General features: G+C 70.5%; 14 protein-coding genes. 3 read left to right on the top strand and 11 right to left on the bottom strand.

Annotated features, from left to right (window positions below):
* Positions 1-4 precede the first annotated feature (4 nt).
* From ACFQ6X_RS08510 to ACFQ6X_RS08490, 5 genes are all read right to left on the bottom strand, one after another.
* Positions 5-589 carry a GNAT family N-acetyltransferase gene (locus ACFQ6X_RS08510; protein WP_383177884.1) on the bottom strand — a complete coding sequence of 195 codons (585 nt, stop codon included), beginning with the start codon at positions 587-589 and terminating at the stop codon, positions 5-7.
* Positions 590-633: 44 nt separating this feature from the next.
* Complete coding sequence (locus ACFQ6X_RS08505; protein ID WP_383177881.1) at positions 634-1,083, bottom strand: YchJ family protein; 450 nt, start codon at positions 1,081-1,083, stop codon at positions 634-636.
* Positions 1,084-1,142: 59 nt separating this feature from the next.
* Positions 1,143-1,952: an SAM-dependent methyltransferase gene (locus ACFQ6X_RS08500; protein WP_383177878.1), complete on the bottom strand. Its 810-nt coding sequence runs from the start codon at positions 1,950-1,952 to the stop codon at positions 1,143-1,145.
* 64 nt (positions 1,953-2,016) lie between these two features.
* The gene (locus tag ACFQ6X_RS08495; protein WP_030573999.1) at positions 2,017-2,253 is read right to left on the bottom strand and encodes a DUF397 domain-containing protein; all 237 of its coding nucleotides are present in this window, start codon (positions 2,251-2,253) and stop codon (positions 2,017-2,019) included.
* Positions 2,253-3,113, bottom strand: coding sequence for a helix-turn-helix domain-containing protein (locus tag ACFQ6X_RS08490; RefSeq protein ID WP_383177874.1), 861 nt, complete (start codon positions 3,111-3,113; stop codon positions 2,253-2,255). Before ACFQ6X_RS08490 ends, ACFQ6X_RS08495 begins: the two co-directional genes overlap by 1 nt.
* Before the next feature lie 205 nt (positions 3,114-3,318).
* Here ACFQ6X_RS08490 and ACFQ6X_RS08485 point away from each other — a divergent pair, with 205 nt between their 5' ends.
* Together ACFQ6X_RS08485 and ACFQ6X_RS08480 are read left to right on the top strand one after the other, a co-directional pair.
* Entirely contained in the window at positions 3,319-3,777 is a 459-nt protein-coding gene (locus ACFQ6X_RS08485; protein ID WP_383177871.1) for an ATP-binding protein, read from the top strand.
* Positions 3,771-4,205, top strand: coding sequence for a hypothetical protein (locus ACFQ6X_RS08480; protein WP_383177868.1), 435 nt, complete (start codon positions 3,771-3,773; stop codon positions 4,203-4,205). The genes ACFQ6X_RS08485 and ACFQ6X_RS08480 overlap by 7 nt, the downstream gene beginning before the upstream one ends.
* 24 nt (positions 4,206-4,229) lie before the next feature.
* On the opposite strand, the gene ACFQ6X_RS08475 is transcribed toward ACFQ6X_RS08480, so the two are convergent.
* From ACFQ6X_RS08475 to ACFQ6X_RS08450, 6 genes are all read right to left on the bottom strand, one after another.
* Entirely contained in the window at positions 4,230-5,576 is a 1,347-nt protein-coding gene (locus ACFQ6X_RS08475) for a 6-phospho-beta-glucosidase (RefSeq protein ID WP_383177865.1), read from the bottom strand.
* A 76-nt stretch (positions 5,577-5,652) separates the two neighbouring features.
* Positions 5,653-7,215 (bottom strand): cytochrome P450, encoded by a 1,563-nt coding sequence (locus ACFQ6X_RS08470; RefSeq protein WP_383177861.1) that lies wholly within the window; start codon positions 7,213-7,215, stop codon positions 5,653-5,655.
* Between the two features lie 93 nt (positions 7,216-7,308).
* Positions 7,309-7,923: an ATP/GTP-binding protein gene (locus ACFQ6X_RS08465; RefSeq protein WP_329205476.1), complete on the bottom strand. Its 615-nt coding sequence runs from the start codon at positions 7,921-7,923 to the stop codon at positions 7,309-7,311.
* The gene (locus ACFQ6X_RS08460) at positions 7,904-8,272 is read right to left on the bottom strand and encodes a DUF742 domain-containing protein (RefSeq protein WP_329205478.1); all 369 of its coding nucleotides are present in this window, start codon (positions 8,270-8,272) and stop codon (positions 7,904-7,906) included. Before ACFQ6X_RS08460 ends, ACFQ6X_RS08465 begins: the two co-directional genes overlap by 20 nt.
* Entirely contained in the window at positions 8,269-8,676 is a 408-nt protein-coding gene (locus ACFQ6X_RS08455; protein WP_329205480.1) for a roadblock/LC7 domain-containing protein, read from the bottom strand. Before ACFQ6X_RS08455 ends, ACFQ6X_RS08460 begins: the two co-directional genes overlap by 4 nt.
* Positions 8,673-10,337, bottom strand: coding sequence for a sensor histidine kinase (locus ACFQ6X_RS08450; protein ID WP_383177856.1), 1,665 nt, complete (start codon positions 10,335-10,337; stop codon positions 8,673-8,675). The genes ACFQ6X_RS08455 and ACFQ6X_RS08450 overlap by 4 nt, the downstream gene beginning before the upstream one ends.
* Positions 10,338-10,767: 430 nt before the next feature.
* Here ACFQ6X_RS08450 and ACFQ6X_RS08445 point away from each other — a divergent pair, with 430 nt between their 5' ends.
* Positions 10,768-11,568: an IclR family transcriptional regulator gene (locus ACFQ6X_RS08445; protein ID WP_383177853.1), complete on the top strand. Its 801-nt coding sequence runs from the start codon at positions 10,768-10,770 to the stop codon at positions 11,566-11,568.
* Positions 11,569-11,609: the final 41 nt, after the last annotated feature.

Below are 11,609 nucleotides of genomic sequence, written 5' to 3'. Positions count from 1 at the left end.
CTGATCAGAGTTCCCAGGACCGGGGGCGGTCGCGGGCCTCCCACTCGGGACGGAGCAGCGCGAGGGCCGCCAGGTCGTGGCGGCGGCCGCGGTGCAGGCAGGCCGAGCGGCGTACGCCCTCATGGACGAAGCCCGCTGCGGTGAGTACGGAGAGGGCCCGGGTGTTGTCGGTGTGGGTGAACGCTTCGACCCGGTGCATCGGCAGTTCACCGAAGGCGAGGTCGGTGAGCGCGTCGAGGGCGGCCACGCCGTGGCCCTTGGCCCGGTGCTCGGGGGCCAGCATCAGATATGCCTCGGCGGTGCTGTCGGCCGGCTGCTGGTCGTGCAGGGCTATGAGGCCGATCGGGGTGCCGTCCGGGAGGAGGACCAGGAAGTCGTCACGTGAGTCGTCGTCGAGGTTGCGCTCGATGCGCTCGCGGAGCCCGTACAGCGAGGTGGGCCAGGCACCCGTCTCATGTGCGGCCGCCGGGTCGGAGCGCCAGTGCTGGATGAGCTCGGCGTCCTCGATCTCCAGCGGGGTGAACGCGAGGTTCCGGCCGCGCCAGCAGCGTGCTCGTGCGTCGTCCGGGTCCGTCGTGTCCTCGCTCATGCGCGGATCGTACGGGCGGCGGCGCGGCCGCGTACAACGGTTTCTCAGTCGACGAAGACCGCGGCCGAGTACACCCACAAGCCCTCGTGGCGGACGAAGCGGCTCTGCTCGTGGAGCGAGTCGGGACTGCCGTCGTACGTGTAGTGGGCGCGGAAGGTGACCGTGCCGGTGGAGTGGAAGGCGCTGCCTTCGGCCGTGTCCAGGATGTCCAGGCCCGCCCAGCGCATCGCCGGGTCGAAGTCGATGGCGGGCGGCCGGGTGTCGGGGTGCCAGGTGCGCAGCAGGTACGAGGCGTCGCGGACGACGAACGCCGTGTACCGGCTGCGCATCAGCTCCTCGCAGGACCGGGCCTTGGCCGTGCCTGCGTGCAGGCGGCCGCAGCAGTCCCCGTAGGTGGCCCCCAGGCCGCACGGGCACGGGGAGGCGGGGGTGATCTCCGGGGCACCGGCTCCGGGGGCGACCGTTCGCCGCGGGCGTGAGGGACGTCGTGACATGCCTCCATTGTGACCCGCCTTCCGGAGTGCCTCCCGGACCGGGGCGGCGGGTCCCGCCGTCAGGGCTTGCGCGCCACGCCCGCGTAGCCGGGGATCGGCTCGTCGCCCGGGACGTCGATGACCTCGCCGAGCTCCGGATGCCAGTCGGCGGAGAGCGAGACGCCCGGCTCCACGAGCTCGAGCCCGTGGAAGAACTCCGTGAGTTCGGCGCGCGAGCGGGGCCGCAGGGTCATGCCGCGCGCCTTGTACATGGCACGGGCCTGGGCGGCGCCCTCCGGGTTGAAGTCGCCCGTGGTCTGCGAGAGCACCAGGTAGCTGCCGGAGGGGAGCTGTTCCACCAGTCGGTCGACGAGCTCGGCGGCGCCGTCCTCGTCGTCCAGGAAGTGGAGCAGCGCGAGCAGTGACAGGGCGATCGGCTCGGTGAAGTCGAGGACCTTGCCGGCCGCTTCCAGGATGGACTCGGGCCGGCGGGCGTCGGCCTGGATGTATTCGGTGGCGCCCTCGGGGGTGGAGCGCAGCAGGGCCGCCGCGTGCGCGAGCACGATCGGGTCGTTGTCGCAGTAGACGACGCGCGCGGCCGGGACGGCCTGCTGGGCGATCTGGTGGAGGTTCGGCTCGGTGGGTATGCCCGAACCGATGTCGAGGAACTGGTGTACGCCGTTCTCGGCGAGCCAGCGGGTGGCACGGTGCATGAAGGCCCGGTTGACCCGGGCCATGTCGCGGCCGCGGGAGTCCAGCGCGAGGAGCTGCTTGGCCATCTGCTCGTCGACCGGATAGTTGTCCTTGCCGCCGAGGAACCAGTCGTACATTCGCGCGGGATGCGGCTTACTGGTGTCGATCTCGATGGCTGGGGGCTCGATCCCGGTCATGGCGCGCTCCGTTGGTCGGCGGTAACGGCGAACAGCAGGTGGTGCGAGGGTATATGGCGGTATGTCAGGTGAGAAGGAAGTCGGCCTGACCCGCCTTGGCCCCTTGGATGAAGGCGGCGATCTCGCCGTTGGAGTAGATGAGGGCGGGGCCGTCGGGATCCGCGGACTGGCGGACCGCCACTCTGCCGTCGGCCAGCTTCATGGCCTCGATGCAGTTGCCCCCGTTACCACCGCTCCACGGCTTGTACCAGCCTTCGGAGCCGAGATCGGCGGCCGGCATGCCGTTGTATATATGGTTCATCACAGCTCCTTGCGGAAGTCCCTGAGGATTTCCTTCGTGCGTTGTGCAGTTGCGGCCTGAGCCGCCATACGGTCCATGACCTCGAGGTAGGAAGCCACCTCGGGGCGCGCGTCGAAGTAGACGGCGCCGGTCAGGTACTCGCTGTACACCATGTCGGGCAGTTCGGGGACGGCGAAGCGGAAGAGGACGAACGGCCCGTAGGTGCCCGGGTGATGGCCGGTCGCGAACTCCGCGATCTGCAGCGTCACGTTGGGCAGGGCCGTCGCCTCGAGCAGCCGGTCGATCTGGCCCCGCATGGCTTCGGGACTGCCGACGGGACGGCGCAGGACGGTCTCGTCCATGACCACCCACAGCTTCGGCGCGTCCTCCCTGGTGAGCAGCGACTGCCGCTCCATCCGCAGCGCCACATGGCGCTCGATGTCCTCGGGCCTGGTCTGGCCGACCGCTCCGGTACGCATCACGGAGCGCGCGTAGTCCTCGGTCTGGAGCAGACCGGGAACGAAGTGCGGCTCGTAGGTGCGCAGGAGGCTCGCGGCGCCCTCCAGGCTGACGTACATGCTGAACCAGTCGGGCAGCACATCGTGGAAGCGCTGCCACCAGCCCGGTTTGTTGGCCTCCTCCGCGAGCTCGACGAAGGCGTCGGTCTCGTCATCGGCGATGCCGTAGGCCTTCAGGAGGAGCTGGACGTAGGGGATCTTCAGCCCGACCTCGGCCGTCTCCATCCTGCGTATCGTCCCGGGAGCGACACGAAGCACCTTGGCAGCCTGGTCGCGGCTCAGACCGACGCGCTCCCGCAGATCCTGCAGACGTTTGCCGAGAACGACCTGGCCCACGGTCGGGGCGGACCGCGGTTCGCTCACTTCAGACCTCCCGATGCGCTGTTTGCGAGCAGTGTGCCATGCGCATGGCTCCATGGACACAGGCACTCTGAATTTTTCAGAGTGCCTCTTGCCAAGTGTTCATGTCAGAGGGAGAGTTGGGGGTGAACCAGTTCACGTTGTCGCGCCCGACCTCGATCCACCACGGTGCGAAGCGTGACGCAGCCCCCACTGTGAGGAATTGGTCGTGGCACCTGGCAGTGCGCTCATCCCCCGGCTCGTGGACCTCAGCCCCGGGACGGAAGCGCTCCGTTACTGCTTCGCGCTGTCGGCGCACCCCGAATCGGTGGCGGGTGCGCGGCGGCTGACACGGGCCCGGCTGGCCGAGTGGCGGCTGAGCGGTGACGCCTACGACGCCGCGGTCCTCATCGTCTCCGAACTGGTCACCAACGCCGTGGTGCACACCGCCAGCGCACGCGTCGTCTGCGAGCTCCGCTGCGCCGACGGCCGGTTGCGCATATCCGTACAGGACCAGGGACACCAGCCGGGCGGACCACGGCTGTCGCTGCAGGCCGACGACGAGCACGGACGAGGACTGCTGCTCGTCGACTCCATGAGCGCCGCCTGGGGTTCGTACGACACGGGAAACGCATCGGGCCGCATCGTCTGGGCGGAACTGCCGCACAGCTCGGAGCAGCCATGCTGAAGAACGCCCTGTCCCAGTTCCTCGGGGCCCGTAGGTCCCGGATCGGTGAGGACGCCGACGGCCGGGTCAAGCTGCCGCTGCCGCCCGCGCTCTCGGCGAGCCTCGGCTGCGACGCCGTGGGCGTGCCCGCGCGGTACGGATTCCGGTTGATGTCACATCTGCCCCGCGCCGGGTGCGTGTTCGCCGACGCGGACCAGTGGTGGTGGATCGTGCCGTCGGGTTCGGACCTGGATCTGGACTGGCCGGAACAGGCTTCGTACGCCACCGGCGCCTACGTTCCGGCCGGCCGCCCCCGGCTGATCCACGCACCGGACAGCCGTACGCCCTATACGCCGCCCATTCCGCTTTTCCTCATGGTTTGCCAGGTCACCGGGGTCGCACCGTCCTGGGCACCGGCCGGCCGACCGAGGGCCGTACCCGCTCCCTGAGTTCGGAGTCCTTGGAGGAGCGGGTCAGGGACGGTCGAGGTAGGCGAGCCCCGGGTGGACCCGGGTGTACCCGTCGACGAGGCGGCGGGCCACCGATACGGAGTCGACCAGCGGATGCAGTGCGAAGGCCCGCACGGCCGCGGCGCGTGAACCTGTCTCCGCCGCTTCGAGGACCGCGCGTTCCACGGCCTTGACCGCCGTGACCAGGCCGACCGCGTGGTACGGGAGCGGGTCGACGGCGACGGGGTGGGCGCCGTTGGCGTCGACCAGGCAGGGCACCTCGATGACGGCGTCCGGGTCGAGCACCGAGAGGGTCCCGCGGTTGCGGACGTTGAGGATCAGCGAGGTCCGCTCGTTACGGGCGACGGCCCGCATGAGGGCGAGCGCGACCTGTTCGTAGCCGCCGGACCCCAGATCGCTCTCCTCGCGTTCGCCGGCCCCCGCCACGTCCCGGTTCTCCGCCATGTACGTCGCCTCGCGTTCGGCGCGCGTGCGGTCCCAGGTGGTCAGCGCCGGTGCGGCAGGGTCCTTCATGCGCGCGTAGAAGCCCTCCTGCTGGTCGCGGAGGAACGCGCCGCGGGTCTGTTCGGCCTCCTGGTAGGCGCGGACCGCTTCCCGGTTGAAGTAGTAGTAGTGCAGGTACTCGTTGGGAACGGCACCGAGGGAGCGCAGCCAGTCCGGGCCGAACAGCCTGCCCTCCTCGAACGAACCCAGCAGCGCCGGATCGGCGAGCAGCCGGGGGAGTTCGTCGCGGCCCTCGACGTGCAGCCCGCGGACCCACCCGAGGTGGTTGAGCCCGACGTAGTCGATCCACGCCCGGTCCGGGTCGGCGCCGAGGACACGGGCGATCCGGCGGCCGAGTCCCACCGGCGAGTCGCAGATCCCGATGACCCGGTCGCCGAGGTGCCGGGACATGGCCTCGGTGACCAGGCCAGCTGGATTGGTGAAGTTGATGACCCACGCGTGCGGTGCGAGCCGGGCGATGCGCCGGGCGAGCTCGACCGCGACGGGGACGGTGCGCAGCCCGTACGCGATACCGCCGGCTCCGACCGTCTCCTGGCCCAGGACGCCCTCGTCGAGCGCGACGCGTTCGTCGGCGGCGCGGCCTTCGAGGCCGCCGACGCGGATGGCCGAGAAGACGAAGTCCGCACCGCGCAGGGCCTCGTCGAGGTCGTCGGTGGCGACGACCGCGGGCGCGTCATGGATGCCGCGGGCCTGTTCGGCGAGGACCCTGGCGACGGCGGTGAGCCGGCCGGTGTCCGTGTCGTACAGGGTCACCCTGGATACGCGGCCCTCGGCATGATCGCCGAGCAGCGCCCCGTACACGAGGGGCACACGGAATCCGCCACCGCCAAGAATTGTCAGCTTCACGCTGCTCGATGGTACGGGGGCGGCTGCCGCCCGGGGCGCGACGCCCCGGGCCGGGAGGCCCGGGGCGTCCGATGCGTCAGTAGCCGTTCCACCAGCGGGTCACGGCCCGCCAGATCCTCGTCGGCCCGCTCCGCTGTGCGGGAATCGCGGGGGCGGCGACCGGTGCGGCCGACGGTTCGTCCCGGTGCACGGCGGCCGGTTCGGCAACCGGGCCCGCGCCGGGGGCGTAGCCGGGTCGCGGTCCCGGCCCGCCGACGGTCGCGGGCCTCGGAACGGCCGGGGACGACACCTCCCAGTCGGTGCGGGGCCGCGGCCTGGCCGACATCGATGTCTGCGGGTCCTTGTCGACCTCCTGCTGCGGGCTCGGCGCGAACTTCACCGGCAGCTCCACCAGATGGCGGCCCATGATGTTGCCGATCCAGTCCAGCTCACTCTCGTCGACGGCGAGCTCGAGGTCGGGCAGCCGCATCAGCAGGGCGTCGACCCCGACATCCGCGATGGCACGCCCGATGTCCTGGCCGGGGCATTCGTGCGGGCCGCCGCTGAAGGCCAGGTGGGCGCGGTTGCCCTCCATGTTGGCGGTGAGGTCGGGCCGGACCGACGGATCGGTGTTGGCCGGTGCGATCCCGACGAGGAGGGCGTCACCCGCCTTGATCTGCTGGCCTCCGAGCTCCGTGTCGCCCACGGCCCAGCGGCCGAAGACGGCGGTGAACGGCGGCTCGTCCCACAGGGTCTGCTCCACCGCTTCCGGCACGGTCATGTGCCCACCGCTGAGCCGGGCGCGGAAGCGCGGATCGGTCAGCACCATGCGTACGACGTTGGCGATCAGGTTCGCGGTCGATTCGTACGCGGCGATGAGGATGAGCCGCAGGTGTTCCGCGACCTCCACGTCGCTGAGCCCGGCGGGGTGCTCGACGAGCCAGCCGGCGAAGTCGTGGTCAGGGGCGACGCGCCGCCGCTCGACGAGCCTCGTCAGCGCGGAGAGCACGTAGGCGTTGCTCTCCACGGCCGTGGCGGTGCCCCGGGTCATGTCGCGGGCGGCCTGCACCAGCCGGTCGTTGTACTCCTCGGGCATGCCGAAGATCGCGCACATCACCATCATCGGCAGATGGTCGGCGAACTGGCCGACGAGCTCGGCGGAGCCCTTCTGGCAGAAGTCGTTGACGAGCCGGTTACTGAAGCGGTTGACGTGCCGGCGGACGCCGCGGGTGTCGATCCGCGCCATGCTGTCCGTGACCGCGCCGCGCAGTCGTTCATGGGCGTCGCCGTCGGCGAACACGCAGACCGGCTGCCAGGTGAAGATCGGGGCGAGCGGGTGGTCCGGAGCGACACTGCCGTCCTGCAGCGCGCTCCAGCGCCGCGAGTCACGGGAGAACTGCGAGGGCGTCCTGGTCATGTGGAGGTTCTCGCTGTGGCCGAGCACGAGCCAGGCGGGTACGTCCCCGTGCAGCAGCACCGGTGCCACCGCGCCGTGTTCGGCACGCAGCTTGTCGTAGAGGCCCGCGGGGTCGTTCTCCGCCTCGGGCCCGTAGAACCGGCGCAGTCCGCCCGGTCCTCGGCCCATCCCGTGGGCCGGGCACTCCGGCGGGGGCACCGGCCCCGTGGCCGCTCCGGGTTCGTAGTGGAAGGGGGTTGTCACAGTCGCTCCAGGGATCGGGCTTCCAAGGTCGGGCGCGGGGGGTGCGGAACGGGATGCGCACAGGTGGGGGCCTGGGGCAGCCGCGTACCGCCGTCAGGCGAGGGGAACGGCCAGGCTGTGCAGATAGCGCATCAGGGTCATCAGCACATCGCGGCTGGAGGCACGCAGGCGGGCGTCGCAGTCGATTATCGGAACCTCGTCCGGCAGGTCGAGGGCGTTGCGCAGCGCCTCGACCGGGTGGTGGGGCGCGTCGGGGAAGGTGTTGACGGCCACGACGAAGGGCACACCGCGCTCCTCCAGCCGGCCGATCACGTCGAAGCTGACCTGGAGCCTGCGGGTGTCGATCAGGACGACGGCTCCGAGTGCTCCTTCGAACAGTCCGTTCCACAGGAACCAGAAGCGTTCCTGGCCGGGGGTGCCGAACAGATAGAGGATCAGTTCCTCGCTGAGGCTGATCCGTCCGAAGTCCATGGCGACCGTCGTCGCGGTCTTGCTCTCCACCCCGACGTTGTCGTCCACGCCGACGCCGGCCTGCGTCATGGTCTCTTCGGTCGTCAGGGGCCGGATCTCGCTCACCGAGCCGACCATGGTCGTCTTGCCGACCCCGAAGCCTCCGACGATGACGACCTTCACCGCGGCCGTGGCCGTGGTGGGGAGGACGTCCTCGCTGCGGGGGCCCGTGATCGTGTCAGAGCTTCTGAAGTCCATGCATCACCGCTTCGAGGAGGGACCGGTCCGGAAGTGCGGCGCGGACGATGGGCGCGCGCGATTCGATCAGTTCGGTCGCCAGGAGTTCCGTCAGGAGGGAGGTGACCACGCTGAAGGGCAGGCTCAGATAGGCCGAGATCTCGGCGACGGACAACGGCGCCCTGCAGAGCCGCAGGATCGCGGCCTGCTCGGGCTGGACCGTGGGCGACGGTTCGGCCTGCGCGACGACCATGGTGACCAGGTCGAGCGCCGCCCTCTCACCGTCGGTGTCGCCGGTGATCACATACAGCCGTTCCGGGTCGTTCAGTGCCGGATCGGCCTTTCGGCGTTCTCGTCGGGGAGCACTCATCCGGCCTGCCCGTCATGTCGGGGCGGGCTCGTCAGGTGGGCTCCGATCCGGACGACCATGTCCCGCATGCGGGCTCCGACCAGTCCGGCGTCGACGGTCTCACCGGCCAGCACCGCGAGGTACGCGCCGGTGCCCGCGGCCATCAGGTAGAAGAATCCGCCGGTGACCTCGATGACGACGAGCTTCATCAGGCCGTCGCTGTAGGGGATCTCGGTGGCGACCGCGGCTGCCAGGCTCTGCAGTCCTGCGCAGGCCGCCGCGAGGCGGTCGGCCACGTCGGGGTCGCCGCCGTGCCGGGCGATGCGCAGGCCGTCCGAGGAGAGCACCACGATCTGGTGGATGCTCGGTACGTCGTCGGCCAGTTCCTTGAGCATCCAGTCCATGTTTCCCCGCTGCTGGATCACTTCAGGTCTCCCTTGTCCCACGCATCGTCAGAGTCTTCGCCGGTCTTCGGTTCCTGAGGCACGCCGTTGACGGCCTGGGTGAAGGCCTCCAGCCAGAGACCGGGCGGCGGTTCCTGTCCGCCCGGCCGTCCGCCGCCGTGCCCGCCCGATCCGTTGTGCGCTCCGGCGGCGGGCTCGGCGGCCGGAGCCGCGTGCTGCTGCGGGAGGTTGTGCGAGCCGAGCGGGGCGCGACCGCGGCTGCGGCGCTGGGGAAGCCCGCCCTCGGTCCACTCGGTGACCACGATGTCGTCCTCACCCATCGCGGACGCCGCGGCGGCGGGACGCGAGGCGGACGCGGAGGAGGATCCCGCTGCGGACGCGGATCCGGCCAGGGGCGCGCCGACCGACGGTACGGGTCCGGTGGCCGCGGGGCGTGCCCTGCGCTTGCCGGGCGGCGGTACGACGTGCTGGAGCTGCGACATGTCGAGCGAGCTCTGGGGCCGGGAGGTGGCGCCGATGCCGTGCGCGATACCGGGAGCGGGCCCGGTGGTGATCATGTCGCGCGGCACGATGAGAACGGCGCGGACACCGCCGTACGCGGACTGCCGCAGGGAGACCTGGAGTTGGTACATCCTCGAGAGCCGGCCGACGACGGCCATGCCCAGTCGGGGGGACTCCCCCAGGTCGTTCATGTTGATGCCGGCCTGGGCCTGGGCGAGCATGTTCTCGGCCCTGGCGCGGGCCTCCTCGCTGAGGCTGACGCCGCCGTCCTCGATCTCGATGGCGATGCCGGTCTGCACCTCGACCGCGGTGACGTGCACCCGGGTCTGGGGCGGGGAGTAGCGGGTCGCGTTGTCGAGGAGTTCGGCACAGGCGTGGATGAGCGGTTCGACGGACGTGCCGACGATGGCGACCTTGGCGATCGAGTGCAGGTCGACGCGCTGGTACTCGAGGATCCGGGACATCGCGCCGCGCAGCACGCTGAACAGCGGTACGGGCTTGGGCCACTGGCGGCTGGGGCGGGCACCGCCGAGCACGGCGATGGAGTCGGCGAGCCGCCCGATCAGCGCGGTGCCGTGGTCGATGCGGAGCAGGTCGTCGAAGACCTCGGGGTTGCGCCCGTGATGGTCCTCCATCTCCCGCAGCTCACTGGCCTGTCGGTGGACGATCGCCTGGACGCGGCGGGCGACACTGACGAAGGCGCGCTGCGCGGAGTCACGCATCGCCTCCTCGTTGTCGATGATGTCGAGGACCTGGAGGACCAGGGCGCGTTGCGCCTTGGGGAGGTTGCGGTAGGTCTCGTCCGCGTCGACGACGTCGCGCATCACCTCCTGCGGCGAGTTGCTCGCGCGCAGCCGGCGGATCGCGGCGGGCAGGAGCTCCTTGGTCAGCCGTACGGTCTCCTGGTCGTGGGCCGCGAGGCGGTGTTCCAGGAAGGCGATGCGCTGTTCGTACTCCGCGCGCTGGACCCGCATCGCGCGGCGGCGGCGGTTGAGAGCGACGGCGAGCACGGCGACCACGACCGTGGCGACCGCACCGCACCAGACGACTGCCGTCCGCGCGTCCCCGGTCAGCGGCACCGCACCGGCGGTGGTGGCGCAGGCCATCAGCAGTACGGGCAACAGCGCGGCGCGGACAACGGGAATGTCTCTGTTTGTCGGCGGTGATTCAACACGAACCATCTAAAACCTCTGGCGGTTGATTCGGCAGGTATACGCACTTGCACGGACAGCTGTGAACAAGTGCTCGAATTCATATCAACTCGACTTCACTGAGCGTGAGCCTAGCCAGATCAGAACAGCGCTTCGGCATATTCGCCCAACCCCCTGCACGAGCACTCCGGCGGTAATACACTCACCAGGTTTTGCACTCAACGCCGTCGTGCGTGCGCAGGGAGTAACGGAATGCGGGAATCGGCCGAAACCAGACCCCTGCGTCCTTCTGTGCGGGACACCCCGCCGGCAGACCGCTCGTGCGGTGCGCGCCGGAAAGCCGAAGCGACGCATTCGAAACGCACATGCGGGCGAGTATTCGAGACGCACACGAAACCCTGAATACCGCAGGGCGGGACAAGGGCACATGCGATCGAATCAGATCGAAAGGAGCAGATTCGTGATCGACGGACGGATGTACGGGGAGGTCTCCGCGGCGGTGCCGGCGGCACGGGGCTACACCATCGAATCGCTGGACACCGGCCTCCGGTTGATGCAGCTGTTCCTCACACAGGACAGCCTCACCGTCTCCGAAGCCGCTCGTCGCCTGGGTATCGGCAGGTCCACCGCGCACCGCGTGCTCAGCACCTTGGAGGGCCGCGGATTCGCGGTCCGCGACCCCTCGGGCCGGGGGTACGAGGCAGGGCCGGAGCTGTTCCGCCTGGGCCGGCCGGCGGGCTTCGGCACGCAGGTGCGCGCGCGGCTGGGAGCCGTACTCGACGAAGCCGTGCGGCGCACCGGGGAGACCGTGCAGAGCGCCGCCCTGATCGGGGATCAGGTGATCGTCACCGACGGCCGCGAGTCCCCGCACCCGGTGCGCGTGATGCTGGAGACGGGGCGGGCCCACCCCGCCCACGCCACCGCCGCCGGAAAGGTGCTGCTCTCCCGGATGACCGTCGACCAGGTCTGCGCCCTCTACCCGCAGGAGCGGCTGCCCGCGCTCACCGCACACACCCTCGTCTCCCGGACCGGGCTGCTGACCGAACTGGCGGAGGTCCGTGAGCTCGGCAGGGCCTTCAGCCGGGGCGAGTCGGTCCTGGGCCTGAACGCCGTCGCGGTACCCCTGGCCGTACCTGGCCGGCGCGACCGGCTCGCCCTGAGCGCGTCCGCACCCGCCGACCGCGGCGGCGACGCGGCACTCGCCGAACGGGCGGCGCAGCTGCGGCAGTCGGTGGCACCACCGCCCGTGGAGGCGGCCTGACCGGCCCGCGCGCGGCCGGCTGCGATGACCGGCGCGGCCAC

It is taken from the genome of Streptomyces sp. NPDC056452, assembly GCF_042796085.1.
Taxonomy (GTDB): domain Bacteria; phylum Actinomycetota; class Actinomycetes; order Streptomycetales; family Streptomycetaceae; genus Streptomyces.
The sequence above is the reverse complement of the archived record's forward strand: the minus strand, read 5'-3'. Positions and strand labels throughout refer to the sequence as shown.

What these genes read in the sequence shown, in the direction of transcription:
- ACFQ6X_RS08500 (WP_383177878.1), bottom strand. Translation starts at nt 1,952, where the DNA reads ATGACCGGGATCGAGCCCCCAGCCATCGAGATCGACACCAGTAAGCCG.
- ACFQ6X_RS08510 (WP_383177884.1), bottom strand. Translation starts at nt 589, where the DNA reads ATGAGCGAGGACACGACGGACCCGGACGACGCACGAGCACGCTGCTGG.
- ACFQ6X_RS08505 (WP_383177881.1), bottom strand. Translation starts at nt 1,083, where the DNA reads ATGTCACGACGTCCCTCACGCCCGCGGCGAACGGTCGCCCCCGGAGCC.
- ACFQ6X_RS08450 (WP_383177856.1), bottom strand. Translation starts at nt 10,337, where the DNA reads ATGGTTCGTGTTGAATCACCGCCGACAAACAGAGACATTCCCGTTGTC.
- ACFQ6X_RS08480 (WP_383177868.1), top strand. Translation starts at nt 3,771, where the DNA reads ATGCTGAAGAACGCCCTGTCCCAGTTCCTCGGGGCCCGTAGGTCCCGG.
- ACFQ6X_RS08460 (WP_329205478.1), bottom strand. Translation starts at nt 8,272, where the DNA reads ATGAGTGCTCCCCGACGAGAACGCCGAAAGGCCGATCCGGCACTGAAC.
- ACFQ6X_RS08495 (WP_030573999.1), bottom strand. Translation starts at nt 2,253, where the DNA reads ATGAACCATATATACAACGGCATGCCGGCCGCCGATCTCGGCTCCGAA.
- ACFQ6X_RS08465 (WP_329205476.1), bottom strand. Translation starts at nt 7,923, where the DNA reads ATGGACTTCAGAAGCTCTGACACGATCACGGGCCCCCGCAGCGAGGAC.